We start from the raw sequence: 16,304 nt of genomic DNA, 5'->3' as shown, positions 1-16,304 counted from the left end.
GCCGGGGTATCAACATATCTGGCGTTGACTTTTGGCACGCTGTTGAGTTCTCAAGGAACGGACGCTTCCTTTGTACTCACCCTCTCGGGCTTTCCTCCGGGCTTTTCCCTTCGGTCTTGCGTTTCCGACTCTATCAGACTCTTTCGTGTCCGATTCCCGGTCGGCCGGGTTTGCTTTCCAGTTCTTCGCTTTCGCGTTTCCCTTTCGGCGTGTCCACTACGTTAGCCGATTTCTTCAGAGGCTCATAATCGAGCCTTGGATTCGAATTTCGGCACGCCAAAAATCAAACCCGCTGAGGGAGATCGTAGGTAGTGGTTGGCCACTTCGGGCTGCTCAGGTTCGGCCCGATGGGCCGTTCCGATAGCAGTGCCCGTGTCAAGCGGCTCGGACTACGTTAGGCGTCGGTACCAGCCGAGTCAAGTCCGCTTCCTGCGTGGAACATGCGCACGGTACGGGCTGACCGTGGGATCGCTGTCGATCCAGAAGCGCCAGGGCTGGTGGGCGCCCGCGCCGCCAACTCCCGTGCGGGGGCCGCTGCGTACGAGATCGGGGTGAGGCGGAGTACCCGTGAGGATCGACAGCACGGTCTCCCCCGGTGCGCAGACATCGGCGCCGTTGAGCGAGCGGTCGACGTCCAGACCGGTCGCCAGCCGGGCCGGGCCCTTCGCCAGTTCTCTGTCGTGCCGGGCCGAGGGGCGGCGTTCCCGTACCAGCTCGGCGCCCGCTGTCACCTCTCCCCCGCGGAGCAGTACCCCGCTCGCCCTGCCCTCCGGGCCGCAGACCAGGTTCATGCAGTGCCACATGCCGTAGGTGAAGTAGACGTACACATGGCCGGGCGGGCCGAACATGACCTCGTTGCGGGCCGTCCGGCCGCGGTAGGCGTGCGAACCCGGGTCGACCTCCCCCGCGTACGCCTCCACTTCTGTGAGGCGCAGTTCCATCGGCCCGTCCGGGGTGCGGCGGACCAGGGTGCAGCCCAGGAGATCCGGGGCGACCTCCAGTACGGAGCGTTCGAAGAAGTCTCGTGGCAGGGGCGTACGGTCCGGGCTGGCACTCATGGCGTACGAGCGTAGTGGGGTGCGGCCGGCGGTCGTCGCGCGTCGACGCGTATGTATGGGGGTGCAAGATCAAAAAGAAGCGATGAGGAGTGGAGTGGGCATGGGGTTCAAGAGACTGCTCGCGAGCTTGGGGGCCGGCGGTGCTTCGGTGGAGACGGAGCTGGCCGAGGCGAACGTCGTGCCGGGCGGTGTGGTCCAGGGGGAGGTGCGGATTCGGGGCGGTGCCGTCGACCAGCTGATCGAAGGCCTCTCCGTGGGGCTCCAGGGCCGGGTGGAGATCGAGGGCGGCGACCACGAGGTCAAGCAGGACATCGAGTTCACCGAGGTACGCCTGGGCGGGGATCTGGCGATCGCGGCGGGCGCCCTGCATGTGGTGCCGTTCGGGCTCGAAATACCCTGGGAGACCCCGATCACGAACATCGCGGGGCGGCCGCTGCCCGGGATGCATATCGGAGTGACGACGGAGCTGGAGATCGCGCGGGCGCTGGACGCCGGGGACCTCGACCCCATTCAGGTGCATCCGCTCCCCGCCCAGCAGGCCGTTCTTGACGCCTTCGGCGAGCTCGGTTTCCGGTTCGTGAGTGCGGATCTGGAGCGCGGCCGCATCCGCGGCACACGCCAGCTGCTCCCCTTCTACCAAGAGATCGAGTTCTGCCCGCCGGAACAGTACCGGGGGCTGAACCAGGTCGAGTTGACCTTCGTCACGGACGACCGTGAGATGGACGTGATACTGGAAATGGACAAGAAGCCGGGTCTCTTCAGCGAGAGCAGTGACTCGTACCGGGCGTTCCAGGTGGGGCTGCACGACTTCCGGGACACCGACTGGACGGGATACCTCCATCAGTGGCTGGCCGATGTGGGTGGCAGACGGAACTGGCTCTAGGGTCGGACAAGGAAACTGACAGCCGATGCAGGAGGTGCCGTCGTGACCGGGCTCAGCAAGCCGCCGCTCCCCCATGACTTTCATCCGCCGGTGCCCTCGTTCACCGTGGTGAGCGAGGACATCGCGCCGGGTGCGGTATTGAAGGACGCTCAGGTGTACGCGGCGGGGAATACCTCGCCGCAGCTGCGGTGGGAGGGGTTCCCGCCGGAGACCAGGAGTTTCGCCGTGACCTGCTTCGACCCCGACGCGCCCACGGGCAGCGGGTTCTGGCACTGGTCGCTGTTCGACATTCCGGCCTCGGTGAGCGAGCTGCCCGCGGGTGCGGGCAGTGGTGCGTTCAAGGGGCTGCCGCCCGGCGCGGTGCAGGCCCGCAACGACTACGGCGCGAAGGAGTTCGGGGGCGCCGCGCCGCCGGCCGGTGAGAACCACCGCTATGTCTTCACCGTGTACGCGGTGGACACCCCGCAGCTCGGTATCGACTCGGACACCCCGCCCGCCGCGGTCGGCTTCAATCTGCGGTTCCACACGCTGGCACGCGCCCAGCTCATCGCCGAGTACGCGGCTCCCGCCGAAAGCTGAAGCCTGCGCGTCTGTTTGCCCTGCCCCGGTCTTGGAGAGACCAGGGCAGGGCCTTTTTTATTGCGTTGTCCATCGTGGCGTGCCCGGCCAGAGTTGATCCCAGTCCCGCGTCCCGCCAGGGGGTGGGCCGGCACACGGAGGTGGGCACCATGCGGGACACATTGGTACTGAACGCCAGCTTCGAACCGCTGTCGACAGTGACGCTCAACCGCGCGGTGGTCCTGGTGCTCCAGGACAAGGCCGTGGTCGAGCAGGCCCACCCCGGGCTCCGGGTGCGTGCGGCCGCTGTCGAGCTGCCGGTACCCCGGGTGATCAGGCTCTGCCGCTATGTCCGGGTGCCCTTCCGAAGACAGGCACCGTGGTCGAGACGGGGGGTGCTGGTCCGTGACCAGCACAGGTGCGCGTACTGCGGGCGGCGGGCGACCACCGTCGACCATGTGGTGCCGCGCGCGCAGGGCGGCCAGGACACCTGGCTGAACACGGTGGCCTCCTGCGCCGAGGACAACCACCGCAAAGCGGCCCGTACCCCGGACCAGGCCGGAATGCCGCTGCTGCGCAGGCCGTTCGTGCCGACTCCGGCCGACGCGATGATGCTCGCGCTCGGTGCCGGTGACCGGCAGGCGCTGCCCGACTGGCTCCCGCAGACCGCGTAGACGTACGCGGAGAAGCCCGCCCCCTGTCATGTGCCGATCCGGCCGGGGGCGGGCTTCTCCGTCGCGCCGGGTCGTTACTCCGAGGGGCGCCTCGCGGCCGGGGGCGCGGGCGACTCCTTGCCGGTGTTGAAGCCGGGGACGTTGTCGCCGAGGTTCCCGAAGGCTCCGCTGAGTCCCTTGAGCGCGTCGCCGATCTCGCTCGGCACGATCCAGAGCTTGTTGGCGTCGCCCTCGGCGATCTTCGGGAGCATCTGGAGGTACTGGTAGGCGAGCAGCTTCTGGTCGGCGTCGCCCGCGTGGATCGACTCGAAGACCGTACGGATGGCCTGGGCCTCGCCCTCCGCGCGCAGCGCCGAGGCCTTGGCCTCACCTTCGGCCCGGAGGATGGCCGACTGCTTCTCGCCCTCGGCGCGCAGGATTTCGGACTGCCGGACACCTTCGGCCTGGAGGATCGCGGCGCGCTTGTCACGGTCGGCGCGCATCTGCTTCTCCATCGAGTCCTGGATGGAGGTGGGCGGTTCGATGGCCTTGAGTTCGACGCGGTTGACGCGGATGCCCCACTTGCCGGTGGCCTCGTCGAGTACACCGCGCAGCGCCGCGTTGATCTCCTCACGGGAGGTCAGGGTCCGCTCCAGGTCCATGCCGCCGATGATGTTGCGGAGGGTGGTGACGGTGAGCTGCTCGATCGCCTGGATGTAGCTGGCCACTTCGTAGGTCGCGGCGCGGGCGTCGGTCACCTGGTAGTAGATGACCGTGTCGATGTTGACGACCAGGTTGTCCTGGGTGATCACCGGCTGCGGCGGGAAGGGCACGACCTGTTCCCGGAGGTCGATCCGGTTGCGGATCGAGTCGATGAACGGGACGACGATGTTCAGTCCGGCGTTGAGAGTTCGTGTGTAGCGGCCGAACCGTTCGACGATGGCGGCGCTGGCCTGTGGGATCACCTGGATCGTTTTGATCAGGGCGATGAAGACCAGCACCACCAGAATGATCAGAACGATGATGACGGATGGCATCGTGCTCCCCGTGCCCTTCGATTGCCGACAGTTCCCGATGAATGATCTTCGCAGACCTCGGCCTGCCGTGTGTGAGGTTCTGTCACAGGACGACGGCTGTCGCTCCGTCGATCTCCACGACGTCGACCTGCTGACCTGGCTGATAACTGCTGTCACCGTCGAGGGCCCGCGCCGACCACACCTCTCCGGCCAGCTTGATACGGCCGCCGCTGCCGTCGACCCGCTCCAGGACGACGGCCTGACGGCCTTTCAACGCATCGATCCCGGTGGCCAGTTCAGGTCGCTGGGACCGGTGCCGGTTGGCGATGGGGCGTACTACGGCGATGAGTGCGACGGACACGATCACGAAGACGAGGACCTGGGGCACCGGGCCGACGCCGAGGCCGGCGGCGGCCGACGCGGCGACCGCCCCTACGGCCAGCATCCCGAATTCGGGCATGGCGGTGATGACGAGCGGGATTCCCAGCCCGGCCGCGCCGATCAGCCACCACACCCATGTCTCGATGTCCACGGGGTCATGGTAGGGCGGCAGTCCCCTTCGGGGACAGGGCGCAAGGAGTACGGAACCGGTCAGCCGAGCGGAAGGCCCTGCGCGGTCCAGCGGTTGCCGCGCTGTTCGACGACGAGCGGCAGCCCGAAGCAGAGGGAGAGGTTGCGGGAGCTCAGTTCGGTCTCCATCGGACCGGCGGCGAGCACCTTGCCCTGACGGATCATCAGGACGTGGGTGAAGCCCGGGGCGATCTCCTCGACGTGGTGGGTCACCATCACCATCGAGGGGGCGTACGGGTCCTTGGCCAGCCGGCCGAGACGGCGTACGAGATCCTCGCGGCCGCCGAGGTCGAGACCGGCGGCGGGCTCGTCGAGCAGGAGCAGCTCGGGGTCGGTCATCATCGCGCGGGCGATCAGGGTGCGCTTGCGCTCGCCCTCGGAGAGGGTGCCGAACTTGCGGTCCAGGAACTCGGTCATGCCGAGGCGGTCGAGGAAGGCGCGGGCGCGCTGCTCGTCGACCTCCTCGTAGTCCTCGTTCCAGGTGGCCGTCATGCCGTAGGCCGCGGTGAGCACCACTTGCAGCACGGTCTGCCGCTTGGGCATCTTCTCGGCCATGGCGGCGCCGGCCATGCCGATGCGCGGGCGGAGCTCGAAGACGTCGGTGCCGGGCTTGCCGAGCTGCTCACCGAGGATGGACGCGGTGCCGGTGGTCGGGAAGAGGTAGCTGGACGCGATATTGAGGAGGGTGGTCTTGCCCGCGCCGTTGGGGCCGAGGATGACCCAGCGCTCCCCCTCCTTCACCGCCCAGGAGACGTCGTCCACCAGAGCACGTCCGTCGCGGACCACCGATACGTCCAGCAGCTCCAGTACATCGCTCATGAGCGCGTTGTCTCCCCATGCAGTCTCGGTTCGCGCGTGCGCCTGTGGGCGCAGCTCCCAGGGAAAACCTACGCCACTTGAGAAGTGCGCCCACGTCTAGGGCCTGTGGTTTGGATCAGGCCGGATCAGGGAGCGGGGTCTGGTGCGTGCGATCGCAAGGCGGAGGAGGGAGTCGACGCGGAGCGTCGGCGACCGACGACAACGCAGCGAGCGTGCGTGCCAGACCCCGCGAGCCCGGCCTGATCCAAACCACAGGCCCCAGGTCCAGTCCCTACGCTGGGTCCATGTTCACGGAACCACGCTCAGGACGGCTGGCCGCATGGGGAAATGCCCTGTTGGCCGGAATTGTATCGCCGGATGACGCCGCACTCGCCATCGTGGGCGAGGACGCTGTGCACCGGGTGGAGGGGCTGCCGGGCGAGGCGGGGCCCGTCGGGCTCACGCTGGCGCTGGGGCGGCTGAGATCGCTCGGCGCCACCGGCTACCGGGTGGCGATGCCCACAGCGGGACATCCGCTGGGTCTCAGCGGGCCGCCGGAGTTCAACGCGCGGGCGCTGGAGGCGGAGGAGGCGGTCACCGCCTTCGGCGTACCGCTGGGGCTGGTGCCCGAGCTGTACGAGGCGGGCCCGGAGGGCGATCTGCACCGGGAGGTGGTCTGGCACTGCCTGCCGGTCCGCGAGGCGCCGCCGGCCGACGTGCCCTCGCTCGGTGAGGCGGAGCGGGAGCTGGCGGAGGGGCTGCGGGAGGCGACCGCGGTGCTCTCGGGTCTCGATGTGGCGGGCGGCGGGCCTGCTGCCGAGGCGGCGATCGACGCGTACCGGGCCCGGGCGGAAGCGGGGGCCGGGGAGCTGCTCGCGCCGGGGTATCCGGCGCGCGCGGTCCGGGTGCTCGAACTGGCGCGGCGGGTCGGGCTGCTGGTCTCGGTGGCGTACGAGCACGGGCCGGGCGGCGCGGTGAGCGCATCGGAGATGGCGGCGCGGGGGAATGCGCTGCGGCCGGTGGAGCGGGTGGCCCGGCGGGCGCAGGTGGCGGCGTACAACGCGTACGTGGAGGAGCGGGAGCGGCGCGGCTGACGGGGGCTTCGACGAGGGCGCTCCTGCAACCGGCCGGCCCCCTTCCGCCCTCGCGCCTCGGAGGCCACGAGCGGCGATGCGGGCGGCCCCGAAGAAGACTGCGGCGGAAAGAACCTGCGCCGTCGGGACGAACGGCCCCCCGGGCACAGCGCCTGAGGGGGCACGGTGTCCGAGGGGCCGTCGGCCGGTGACCGATGTGCGGTCAGCCGTTGATGCCGTGGTTGGCGAAGGCCGGGTTCAGGACGCCGATGACGGAGACGGTGTTGCCGACGGCGTTCACCGGGACGTGCACCGGGGCCTGCACCACGTTGCCGGAGACGACGCCGGGCGAGTTGGTCGCCGCACCGGCCGCGTGCGAGGCGGCGGACGCCGCACCGGCTCCGGCGGCGAGGACGCCACCGGCGACGAGGGTGATGGCAGCGGCCTTCTTCAGGTTCTTCATTTCAGGATCCTCCTAGCTGGCTGCGGCCGGCGCCGCAGCACGCATGGAGAACGGCGGAGGGGCCATCCGGATACGCCATGTGGGTGACTTACACCCGACGGTATGAATCTCACACCGGAATATGACGGTCCGCTCAAGCCTCCGCTCAGCCCGCCGCCCCGTTCCGTACCGCCCAGAGCGCCGCCTGGGTCCGGTCGGCGAGGTCCAGTTTCATCAGGATGTTCGACACATGCGTCTTGACGGTCTTCTCGGAGAGGACCAGTGCTCGCGCGATCTCCCGGTTGGAGCGTCCGTCGGCGATCAGCCCCAGCACCTCGCGTTCCCGCTCGGTGAGCGCGGTGCCCCTCCCCTGGCCGCCACCCGGCTCCGGGGAGAGCAGCGCCCCGGCCACTTCGGGCTGGAGCAGGACGTGCCCGGCGTGGACCGAGCGGATCGCGTCGGCCAGCGCCTCCGGGTCGACGTCCTTGTACACATAGCCCGACGCACCCGCGCGCAGGGCGGGAACCACGGTGCGCTGCTCGGTGAAGCTGGTGACCACCAGCACCCTCGCCGGATTGGCCAGCTCCCTGAGCCTGCGCAGCGCCTCGATACCGTCCATGCCCGGCATCTTGATGTCCATCAGGACGATGTCGGGGCGCAGCTCCTCGGCGGCGGCCACCCCCTGCTCACCGTCCGGTGCCTCGCCCACGACCTCGATGTCGTCCTGGATCTCCAGAAAGGTGCGCAGGCCCCGCCTGACCACCTGGTGGTCGTCGACGAGCAGGACGCGGATGGCCGCCTTCGGCCTGGGTGCGGTGTCAGCCACCGGGCACCTCCATCTCGATCGTGGCGCCCTCTCCGGGCGCCGATTCCACCCTGAGCCTGCCTCCGACGCCGCTCGCGCGGTCCCGCATGGAGACCAGGCCGAGGTGCCGGCCGGCCCGCCGTACGGCCGACGGCTCGAATCCGGCGCCGTCATCGGTGATCCGCAGGACCGCGCCGGGCCGGGCCCGCCGGCTCTCCAGTACGACATCGATCCGTCCGGCGCCCGAGTGGCGCAGGGCGTTGTGCAGCGCCTCCTGGGCCACCCGCAGCAGCGCCTCCTCCTGGGCGGCGGGGAGCGCCCGCACCTGCCCGCTCCGGAAGGTGACGTGCGGGGTGTGCGCGCGGTCGAGGACCTGGATGTGCGTCCGGAGCGTGGGGATCAGACCGTCCTCGTCGAGGGCGGCGGGGCGCAGCTCCACGACGGCGGCGCGGAGTTCGTCGGCGGCCTCGGCCGCGAGGTCGGCGACCTGCTGGAGCTCGCCCTTGGCGCGGGCCGGGTCGCGGTCCACCAGGGTGGCGGCGGCCTGGGCCGTGAGCCGCAGGGAGAAGAGTTTCTGGCTGACGGCGTCGTGGAGTTCGTGCGCCAGCCGGGTGCGTTCCTCGGCGATGGTGAGCTCGCGGCTCCGCTCGTAGAGGCGGGCGTTGGTGAGGGCGATGGCGGCGTGCTGGGCGAGGATCGTCAGGAGCTCCTCGTCCTCCTCGGTGAACCCGCAGCGGCCGGTGGGCCTGGGACACCGCTTGTTGGCGAGGAAGAGCGCGGCGATCGTCTCGTCGCCGTCGCGGACGGGCAGGCCGAGGAAGTCCGACATCTCGGGGTGCGTGGACGGCCAGCCGCCGAAGCGGGGGTCCTCGCGTACGTCGTCGAGGCGCTGGGGCTTCTCGTCGTGCAGCATCGCGGCGAGGATGCCGTGCTGGCGCGGGAGCGGGCCGATGGCCTTCCACTGGGCGTCACTGACCCCGTCGACCACGAACTGGGCGAAGCCGCCGTGGTCGTCGGGGACCCCGAGCGCGGCGTACTCGGCGTCCAGCAGTTCGCGGGCGGAGACCACGATCGTCTTGAGGACGTCGCGGACCTCCAGGTGCCTGCTCATCGCGAGCAGCGCGGTGCTCACCGCGGACAGGCCGGAAGCGGGTCGATGGGACATGGCCACACCGTACCGGCGGGCCGGGCGGGCCGTATCGGGCTGCGGACGGGCTCCGTCCCGGTCCTTGGGGACCAGCTCACCCGGGACATCGGGACTACTCCGAAGTGCCCTGGTCCCTGCGTCCCGCGGCCGAGGCGCCGAGCGGGGGCGCGTTCCTACGTTGGCGGCACGAAGTTGGCGGCCCGAAGTCGGCGGCACGAAGCGACGGGCTGACCGGAAGAGCTGCGGGACTACGGGAAGAAGAGGGACGTGCCATGGCGGTAGCAGTCATCACGGGAGGATCGAAGGGGCTGGGCCGGGCGCTCGCCGCGGGACTCGCGGGGCGGGGCTGGGACCTGGTCATCGATGCGAGGACACCGGAGGTTCTGGACGGGGCGGCGCGGGAGCTCGCGGAGTACGGCACGCGGGTGGTGGCGGTGGCGGGGGACGTCGGCGACGCGGCGCACCGGAGCCGGCTGGCCGATGCGGCGCGCGGTCTCGGCGGGCTCGATCTGCTGGTCAGCAATGCGAGCGCGCTGGGCGCCGAGCCGCTCGTGCGTCTGGAGGAGCTGACGCCCGACGGGCTGCGGGCGGCACTGGAGACCAATGTGGTGGCCGCGCTCGGTCTGGTGCAGGAGGCGCTGCCGCTGCTGCGGGCGTCCGGTGCGGGGGCGGTGGTCACGGTGAGTTCGGACGCCGCTGTCGAGGCGTACCCGACCTGGGGCGGATACGGGGCGTCGAAAGCCGCGCTGGACCAGCTGTCGGCGGTGCTCGCGGCCGAGGAGCCGGGGCTGCGGGTGTGGGCGGTGGACCCGGGTGACATGCGTACCGATCTGTACGCGGCCGCGGTGCCCGGTGACGAGGAGGAGAGGCCCGCGCCTTCGGAGGTGGTCCCGGCGTTTCTTCGGCTGCTCGACGAGCGGCCGGTGAGCGGGCGGTACTCGGCCCCCGCGCTGCTGGTGGGTGAGGTGCGATGAGTGCGCGGCAGGCGCTGCGGGTCCCCGACGGGCGGCCGGCGGTGGTGCCCGCCGAGGAGCGCGGCCGGGGGCGGGACGACGTACGGCTGATGGTGTCGCGCGGCACCGCTGTCTCCCACCACGCCTTCCGGGAGCTGCCGGGGCAGCTGCGGGCGGGGGACGTACTGGTGGTGAACACCTCACGGACGCTGCCCGCCGCGGTGGACGGGACAGCCTCTTCCGGGGCCCGTGTCGTGGTGCACTTCTCGGCCCGTGGGGACGACGGCCGGTGGGCGGTGGAGCTGCGGGAGCCGGTGCCGGGCGGGAGTACCCGGCGGTGCGCGGGCGGCCCGGCGGGGTCGGTGGTGCGGCTGCCCGAGGGCGTACGGCTCGTATGGGAGGAGCCGCTGGCCGCCGGTGAGGACCGGTTGTGGTGGGTGCGGCCTTCGGCGGCCGCAGTGCCGGAGCTGCTGCGGCGGCACGGGCGCCCGATCCGGTACGCGTACACCCGCCGTGACCAGCCGCTCTCCGCGTATCAGACGGTGTTCGCGCTGGCGGCGCCGGACGGGGCGGGTTCGGCGGAGATGCCGAGTGCCGGGCGGCCCTTCACCGCCGGTCTTGTCGCGGAGCTGGTGAGCCGGGGGATCCAGTTCGCGCCGGTGGTGCTGCACACCGGGGTGGCGTCGGCGGAGGCGCACGAGACCCCGTATCCCGAACGGTTCGAGGTGCCGGCGGCCACTGCCCGGCTGGTCAACGCGGCGCGGGCGGGCGGTGGGCGGATCATCGCGGTGGGGACGACAGCGGTGCGTGCCCTGGAGACCGCGGCCGGCGGCAACGAGGCAGACGGCCTGGTGCGGGCGCTGGCCGGGTGGACGGATCTGGTGGTCACGCCCGGCCGCGGGGTGCGGGTGGTGGACGGGCTGCTGACCGGGCTGCACGAGCCGGAGGCCTCGCATCTGCTGATGCTGGAGGCGGTCGCGGGGCGGGAGGCCCTGGAGCGCAGCTATGCGGAGGCGGTACGTGCGCTCTACCTCTGGCACGAGTTCGGGGACGTTCACCTCATCCTTCCGGATGAGGAACCTAACGCTCCGCATTGCTGAAGCAACGCATTGTGAATTCACTGCCCGAACAGTGTGACGCCGCGCATAGGACCCACGTCACTTACGAGGTTCGCTAGTTGATGCTTAAGGGGCTCCTGGGCCGGGTAAGCGCGGGCACTCGGCACTCCAGTAGCGCACCTACGCCACTAAGCAGGATCGTACGTCACACCTTTGCCACAAGATTTTGCGGCCGCTAAGAATTGCTCCCGTCGCCGCCCCAGGGCGCTCCGCCGCCCCCGGCGCTCGCGACTTCCGCTATTCGAAGAGGAACGCCCGCATGTCCGAGAACCGCCATGGCCTTCGTCGCCTGACCAAGACTCACAAGTACTCGATCGGTGGTGTGGCCGCCGTCGGCGCCGCCGCACTCGCCTTCACGCTTGTTCCCGGAAACGCGTCCGCAGAGACTTCCCACACGTCGATCGACGCGGCCCCGGTCGCCTTCGCCTCGCAGACCAAGGCGGTGCAGGCCAGCCTGCACACGCAGCAGGCCCACGCCGACCAGGCCGCCAAGACCGCGGCGGCCAAGGCGAAGGCAGCGGCGAAGGCCAAGGCCGCCGCCAAGGCCAAGGCCGAAGCCGCCGCCAAGGCGAAGAGCGAGGCTGCCGCGAAGGCCAAGGCGAAGGCGGCCGCAGCGGCGAAGGCGAAGGAGCGGGCGGCCAAGGCCGCCGCCAGCCGCGCCGCCGCCCGCACGCCCGTCTACGCGAACAACCTCGACGGCTGGATCCGCCACGCGCTGGCCATCATGCAGGCCAAGAACATCCCCGGCTCGTACAACGGCCTGTACCGCAACATCATCCGTGAGTCCGGCGGCAACCCGATGGCCATCAACAACTGGGACATCAACGCCCAGAACGGTGTCCCGTCGAAGGGCCTGCTCCAGACCATCCAGCCGACGTTCGACGCGTACCACGTCGCCGGCACGTCGTCGAACATCTACGACCCGGTCGCCAACATCACCGCCGCCGCGAACTACGCCGCCGCGAACTACGGCTCGATAGACAACGTCAACAGCGCCTACTGATCCGGCACTGGTCACGCAGGAGTCACATGGTCCGGCGCACCACCGGACCACGCCGAAGGGCGGCACCCACACTGCGGGTGCCGCCCTTCGGCGTTGCGGGACTGCGGGCCTGCGGGACTGCGGGTCTGCTACTTGCGCATGACCTCGGGCTCGTGCCGGCGCAGCAGCCGCGCCACCATGACGCCGCAGATCACGCCGATGGCGAGCAGGATCCCCATGTCCATCACCCAGGTACCGAGGGTGTGGTCCCAGAGCGGGTCGGTGCTGGCCAGGTCCTTCTTGTTGGGCAGCAGGACGTTCAGCGACGCGGTGGCGCCCGCGGCGGCGACCGCCCAGCGGGCGGGCATCAGGAACGAGAACTGGTTGATCCCCGCGGCGCCGTTCAAGGTGAACAGACAGCCCGTGAAGACGACCTGGGTGATGGCGAACATGACGAGGAGCGGCATGGTCTTCTCGGAGGTCTTCACCAGCGACGAGATGATCAGGCCGATCATCATCGAGGTGAGGCCGAGCGCCATGATCGGCAGGGTCATCTCCAGCCGGGTGGAGGTCGAGAAGATCAGGCCCTCGGCCGGCGCCTTCTTCATCCCGAAGCCGATGCCGCCGATGATGGCGCCCTGAACCAGGGTGATCAGACCGAGCACGATCACCTTGGACATCAGATAGGCGGAACGCGAGAGGCCGGTGGCCCGCTCCCGTTCGTAGATCACCCGTTCCTTGATCAGCTCTCGTACGGAGTTGGCCGCCCCGGCGAAGCAGGCACCCACCGCGAGGATCAGCAGGATCACCGCGCCGTCGCCGTTGCTGAAGCGCCCTGCCGCCGGGCCGAGGCCGAGTCCGTAGTCCGCGGGGATCAGCGCGCCGACCGTACCCAGCACCGCGGGCAGCAGCAGGGAGAGCGCCATGAAGCCCCGGTCGGACACGATCACCGACACATAGCGCCTCATCAGGGTGAGCAGCTGGGAACCCCAGGCCTGCGGCTTCGGCGGCTTCATGGACTGGGCGGACGGCATGTCGACCGACTGCACCGCGACCGAGTCGATGTCCGCCGCGTACATCTGGTAGTGCTGCGAACCGCGCCAGCGCCCCGCCCAGTCGTAGTCGCGGTAGTTCTCGAAGGCCGAGAAGACATCGGCCCAGCTGCTGTAGCCGAAGAAGTTCAGCGCCTCCTCGGGCGGTCCGAAGTACGCGACCGAGCCGCCGGGCGCCATCACCAGGAGCTTGTCGCAGATGGCGAGCTCGGCGACGGAGTGCGTGACGACGAGGACCGTACGGCCGTCGTCGGCGAGGCCGCGCAGCAGCTGCATGACATCGCGGTCCATGCCCGGGTCGAGCCCCGACGTCGGCTCGTCCAGGAAGATCAGCGACGGCTTGGTCAGCAGTTCGAGTGCGACCGATACGCGCTTGCGCTGGCCACCGGAGAGGGAGGCGACCCTCTTCTCCTTGTGGATGTCCAGCTTCAGCTCGCGCAGCACCTCGTCGATGCGCGAGGAGCGCTCCGCCTCGGTGGTGTCGGCGGGGAAGCGCAGCTTGGCCGCGTACTTCATCGCCTTACGGACCGTGAGCTCCTTGTGCAGGATGTCGTCCTGCGGGACCAGCCCGATGCGCTGGCGCAGCTCTGCGAACTGCTTGTACAGATTCCTGTTGTCGTAGAGGACATCCCCGCGGTTGGCGGGCCGGTAGCCGGTGAGCGCCTTGAGCAGGGTGGACTTCCCGGAGCCCGACGGGCCGATGACCGCGATGAGCGACTTCTCCGGGACGCCGAACGAGACGTCCTTGAGGATGTCCTTGCCCCCGTCGACCGTCACCGTGAGGTGGCGGGCGGAGAAGGAGACCTCGCCGGTGTCGACGAACTCCTCCAGGCGGTCGCCGACCAGCCGGAAGGTCGAGTGGCCGACGCCGACGATGTCGTTCGGGCCGATCAGGGCCGTTCCGGACTTGGCCATCGGCTGGCCGTTGATGTAGGTGCCGTTGTGGGATCCGAGGTCCCGGATCTCGAAGCGGCCGTCCGGTGTCGCGACGAACTCGGCGTGGTTACGGGAGACCTGGAGGTCGGAGACGACCAGTTCGTTCTCCAGCGCACGGCCGATGCGCATCACCCGGCCGAGCGCCAGCTGGTGGAAGGTGGTCGGGCTGCGGTCGCCGTACGCCGGCGGGGCCCCCGCGCCCCCGCCCTCCGGACCGCCCTGCTGAGGCACCTGGCCCTGCTGCTGCCAGCCCTGCGGGGCCGCGTTCTGCGGCGCCTGCTGGGCCGGGGCCCAGCCCGCCGGAGCGCCCTGCTGCTGGGGAGGGGCGTACGCCGGTCCCTGCGCCTGGGCGGCCTGCGGAGCGTGCGCCGGCGCGGACGCCTGGGCCTGCATCGGCGCCTGGGCCTGCATCGGCGCCTGTGCCTGCGCGGCCGGCGCTGCGGCGGACAGGCTCAGCAGCGGGCCGTCGGCCGCGTTGCCGAGGTGCACCGCCGAACCGGGGCCGATCTCCAGCTGCTGGATCCGCTGCCCCTGCGCAAACGTGCCGTTGGTCGAGCCATGGTCCTCGATGACCCAACCACGGCCTCCCCAGCTGATAGTGGCGTGTCGCCACGAGACCCTGGCGTCGTCGATCGGCAGGTCTCCCTGCGGATCACGGCCGAGGGTGTACGACCTGGACGGATCGAGCGTCCAGATCCTGCCATTCAGTTCAACTACGAGTTCCGGCACTCCAGCCCCACTTATTGTCCCCCGAGGTACCCCCATTGCAGGGAGTCTAGGGATGGCGAACATCCTGGGGAACTATTTCAGGCACAGAGAGGCATCGGGAAGCCGGGCTGTGTGACGACCGCGTACCAATGGGGTGGAGACGCACAGGTCCGGGCGACGTTCGCGACAAATAGGGGCTGCCGCGCCCGGTCCGCCGGCCGGTCCCGCCACCGGCGTCCGGTACTCGGGACGGGCTGCCTGCGGCCCGGCCGCGACCTATACGGTGGGACCACCATGAGCGCATCGCAGCCCCCAGTCCACGCGGACTCTCCGACTCTCCTCGTCAAGATCTTCGGGAAGGACCGCCCCGGGATCACCGCAGGTCTCTTCGACACCCTCGCCGCCTACGCCGTCGACGTCGTCGACATCGAGCAGGTGGTCACCCGTGGCCGGATCACGCTGTGCGCCCTCGTCACGGCTCCGGGCCCCGGCGGCAACGCCGAGGGCGAGCTGCGGGCCACCGTGCACAGCTGGGCCGAGTCCCTCAAGCTGGAGACGGAGATCATCTCCGGCACCGGCGACAACCGGCCCCGGGGCAGCGGGCGTTCCCATGTGACCGTGCTCGGCAACCCGCTCACCGCCGAGTCGACCGCCGCCATAGCGGCGAGCATCACCGGCACGGGCGGCAACATCGACCGTATCTTCCGGCTGGCCAAGTACCCGGTGACCGCGGTGGAGTTCGCGGTGTCCGGGGTGGAGACCGAGCCGCTCCGTACGGCACTCGCCATAGAGGCTTCGGTGCTCGGGGTGGATGTGGCCGTGATCTCGGCGGGTCTGCACCGCCGCGCCCAGCGGCTCGTCGTGATGGACGTCGACTCGACGGTCATCCAGGACGAGGTGATCGAGCTCTTCGCCGCGCACGCGGGGTGTGAGCAGGAGGTCGCGGAGGTGACGGCGCGCGCGATGCGCGGCGAGCTGGACTTCGAGCAGTCACTGCACGCGCGGGTGGCGCTGCTGGCGGGGCTCGATGGGTCGGTCGTCGACAAAGTACGGTCCGAGGTACGGCTCACGCCCGGTGCCCGCACCCTGATCCGTACACTGAAGCGTCTTGGCTACCAAGTGGGCGTCGTGTCGGGCGGGTTCACCCAGGTGACCGATGACCTCAAGGAGCGGCTCGGCCTCGACTTCGCCTCGGCCAACACACTGGAGATCGTCGACGGCCGGCTCACCGGGCGGGTCGTCGGCGAGATCGTGGACCGCGCGGGCAAGGCGCGGCTGCTGCGGCGGTTCGCCGCGGAGGCGGGCGTCCCGCTGGCACAGACCGTCGCCATCGGGGACGGTGCGAACGACCTGGACATGCTCAACGCGGCGGGGCTCGGCGTCGCGTTCAACGCCAAGCCCGTGGTCCGCAAGGCCGCCGACACGGCGGTGAACGTGCCCTTCCTGGACACGGTGCTCTATCTGCTGGGGATCACCCGTGAAGAGGTCGAGGCCGCGGACGGCCTCGTCGACGACGGGGTCTGACCACCACCGGCCTCCACCGCCTGTCGCG

16 protein-coding genes are annotated in these 16,304 nt (G+C 70.1%); 8 read left to right on the top strand and 8 right to left on the bottom strand.

Annotated elements, in window-relative coordinates; all coding sequences use genetic code 11:
* Positions 1-416: 416 nt before the first annotated feature.
* Entirely contained in the window at positions 417-1,058 is a 642-nt protein-coding gene (locus OG385_RS26770) for a DNA-3-methyladenine glycosylase (RefSeq protein WP_266858393.1), read from the bottom strand.
* A gap of 100 nt (positions 1,059-1,158) precedes the next feature.
* Here OG385_RS26770 and OG385_RS26765 point away from each other — a divergent pair, with 100 nt between their 5' ends.
* From OG385_RS26765 to OG385_RS26755, 3 genes are all read left to right on the top strand, one after another.
* Positions 1,159-1,941 (top strand): sporulation protein, encoded by a 783-nt coding sequence (locus OG385_RS26765; protein WP_266858391.1) that lies wholly within the window; start codon positions 1,159-1,161, stop codon positions 1,939-1,941.
* Between the two features lie 42 nt (positions 1,942-1,983).
* Positions 1,984-2,520, top strand: a complete 537-nt coding sequence (locus tag OG385_RS26760; protein ID WP_266858389.1) for a YbhB/YbcL family Raf kinase inhibitor-like protein — start codon at positions 1,984-1,986, stop codon at positions 2,518-2,520.
* 149 nt (positions 2,521-2,669) lie between these two features.
* Entirely contained in the window at positions 2,670-3,173 is a 504-nt protein-coding gene (locus OG385_RS26755) for an HNH endonuclease (protein ID WP_266858388.1), read from the top strand.
* Between the two features lie 74 nt (positions 3,174-3,247).
* On the opposite strand, the gene OG385_RS26750 is transcribed toward OG385_RS26755, so the two are convergent.
* The 3 genes from OG385_RS26750 to OG385_RS26740 form a co-directional block, all read right to left on the bottom strand.
* A complete protein-coding gene (locus tag OG385_RS26750) occupies positions 3,248-4,189 on the bottom strand; it encodes an SPFH domain-containing protein (protein ID WP_266858387.1) in 942 nt (313 codons plus the stop codon).
* 82 nt (positions 4,190-4,271) lie between these two features.
* Positions 4,272-4,700: an NfeD family protein gene (locus OG385_RS26745; RefSeq protein ID WP_266858385.1), complete on the bottom strand. Its 429-nt coding sequence runs from the start codon at positions 4,698-4,700 to the stop codon at positions 4,272-4,274.
* A gap of 59 nt (positions 4,701-4,759) precedes the next feature.
* On the bottom strand, positions 4,760-5,557 hold the full coding sequence (locus OG385_RS26740; protein ID WP_266858383.1) for an ABC transporter ATP-binding protein: 798 nt from the start codon (positions 5,555-5,557) through the stop codon (positions 4,760-4,762).
* 284 nt (positions 5,558-5,841) lie between these two features.
* Between OG385_RS26740 and OG385_RS26735 the strand changes: the two genes are divergently transcribed.
* Complete coding sequence (locus OG385_RS26735) at positions 5,842-6,630, top strand: hypothetical protein (protein ID WP_266858381.1); 789 nt, start codon at positions 5,842-5,844, stop codon at positions 6,628-6,630.
* A 202-nt stretch (positions 6,631-6,832) separates the two neighbouring features.
* Here the strand turns inward: OG385_RS26735 and OG385_RS26730 are convergent, their stop codons facing one another.
* From OG385_RS26730 to OG385_RS26720, 3 genes are all read right to left on the bottom strand, one after another.
* The gene (locus OG385_RS26730; RefSeq protein ID WP_266858379.1) at positions 6,833-7,072 is read right to left on the bottom strand and encodes a chaplin; all 240 of its coding nucleotides are present in this window, start codon (positions 7,070-7,072) and stop codon (positions 6,833-6,835) included.
* 145 nt (positions 7,073-7,217) lie between these two features.
* Complete coding sequence (locus OG385_RS26725; RefSeq protein WP_323183857.1) at positions 7,218-7,877, bottom strand: response regulator transcription factor; 660 nt, start codon at positions 7,875-7,877, stop codon at positions 7,218-7,220.
* A complete protein-coding gene (locus OG385_RS26720) occupies positions 7,870-9,021 on the bottom strand; it encodes a GAF domain-containing sensor histidine kinase (RefSeq protein WP_266858377.1) in 1,152 nt (383 codons plus the stop codon). The genes OG385_RS26725 and OG385_RS26720 overlap by 8 nt, the downstream gene beginning before the upstream one ends.
* Before the next feature lie 254 nt (positions 9,022-9,275).
* Between OG385_RS26720 and OG385_RS26715 the strand changes: the two genes are divergently transcribed.
* The 3 genes from OG385_RS26715 (at position 9,276) to OG385_RS26705 (ending at position 12,077) form a co-directional block, all read left to right on the top strand.
* Complete coding sequence (locus OG385_RS26715; RefSeq protein ID WP_266858375.1) at positions 9,276-9,977, top strand: SDR family oxidoreductase; 702 nt, start codon at positions 9,276-9,278, stop codon at positions 9,975-9,977.
* Positions 9,974-11,056: an S-adenosylmethionine:tRNA ribosyltransferase-isomerase gene (locus tag OG385_RS26710; RefSeq protein WP_266858373.1), complete on the top strand. Its 1,083-nt coding sequence runs from the start codon at positions 9,974-9,976 to the stop codon at positions 11,054-11,056. Before OG385_RS26715 ends, OG385_RS26710 begins: the two co-directional genes overlap by 4 nt.
* Before the next feature lie 277 nt (positions 11,057-11,333).
* Positions 11,334-12,077, top strand: a complete 744-nt coding sequence (locus OG385_RS26705) for a transglycosylase SLT domain-containing protein (RefSeq protein ID WP_266858372.1) — start codon at positions 11,334-11,336, stop codon at positions 12,075-12,077.
* Between the two features lie 128 nt (positions 12,078-12,205).
* Here OG385_RS26705 and OG385_RS26700 read toward each other — a convergent pair whose 3' ends face one another.
* Positions 12,206-14,773, bottom strand: a complete 2,568-nt coding sequence (locus OG385_RS26700; protein ID WP_266858370.1) for an FHA domain-containing protein — start codon at positions 14,771-14,773, stop codon at positions 12,206-12,208.
* 273 nt (positions 14,774-15,046) lie between these two features.
* Here OG385_RS26700 and serB point away from each other — a divergent pair, with 273 nt between their 5' ends.
* Positions 15,047-16,276, top strand: coding sequence for a phosphoserine phosphatase SerB (serB, locus tag OG385_RS26695; RefSeq protein ID WP_266858368.1), 1,230 nt, complete (start codon positions 15,047-15,049; stop codon positions 16,274-16,276).
* Positions 16,277-16,304: the final 28 nt, after the last annotated feature.

The organism is Streptomyces sp. NBC_01306, from assembly GCF_026340465.1.
In the GTDB taxonomy this organism is placed as follows: domain Bacteria; phylum Actinomycetota; class Actinomycetes; order Streptomycetales; family Streptomycetaceae; genus Streptomyces.
Note: the sequence above shows the minus strand (reverse complement) of the source record. Positions and strands in the feature narration are given on the sequence as shown.

Excerpts from the sequence above, each read along its gene's own strand:
- OG385_RS26770 (WP_266858393.1), bottom strand. The coding sequence starts at position 1,058 with ATGAGTGCCAGCCCGGACCGTACGCCCCTGCCACGAGACTTCTTCGAA.
- OG385_RS26765 (WP_266858391.1), top strand. The coding sequence starts at position 1,159 with ATGGGGTTCAAGAGACTGCTCGCGAGCTTGGGGGCCGGCGGTGCTTCG.
- OG385_RS26755 (WP_266858388.1), top strand. The coding sequence starts at position 2,670 with ATGCGGGACACATTGGTACTGAACGCCAGCTTCGAACCGCTGTCGACA.
- OG385_RS26750 (WP_266858387.1), bottom strand. The coding sequence starts at position 4,189 with ATGCCATCCGTCATCATCGTTCTGATCATTCTGGTGGTGCTGGTCTTC.
- OG385_RS26740 (WP_266858383.1), bottom strand. The coding sequence starts at position 5,557 with ATGAGCGATGTACTGGAGCTGCTGGACGTATCGGTGGTCCGCGACGGA.
- OG385_RS26735 (WP_266858381.1), top strand. The coding sequence starts at position 5,842 with ATGTTCACGGAACCACGCTCAGGACGGCTGGCCGCATGGGGAAATGCC.
- OG385_RS26730 (WP_266858379.1), bottom strand. The coding sequence starts at position 7,072 with ATGAAGAACCTGAAGAAGGCCGCTGCCATCACCCTCGTCGCCGGTGGC.
- OG385_RS26720 (WP_266858377.1), bottom strand. The coding sequence starts at position 9,021 with ATGTCCCATCGACCCGCTTCCGGCCTGTCCGCGGTGAGCACCGCGCTG.
- OG385_RS26715 (WP_266858375.1), top strand. The coding sequence starts at position 9,276 with ATGGCGGTAGCAGTCATCACGGGAGGATCGAAGGGGCTGGGCCGGGCG.
- OG385_RS26710 (WP_266858373.1), top strand. The coding sequence starts at position 9,974 with ATGAGTGCGCGGCAGGCGCTGCGGGTCCCCGACGGGCGGCCGGCGGTG.
- OG385_RS26705 (WP_266858372.1), top strand. The coding sequence starts at position 11,334 with ATGTCCGAGAACCGCCATGGCCTTCGTCGCCTGACCAAGACTCACAAG.
- serB (WP_266858368.1), top strand. The coding sequence starts at position 15,047 with ATGAGCGCATCGCAGCCCCCAGTCCACGCGGACTCTCCGACTCTCCTC.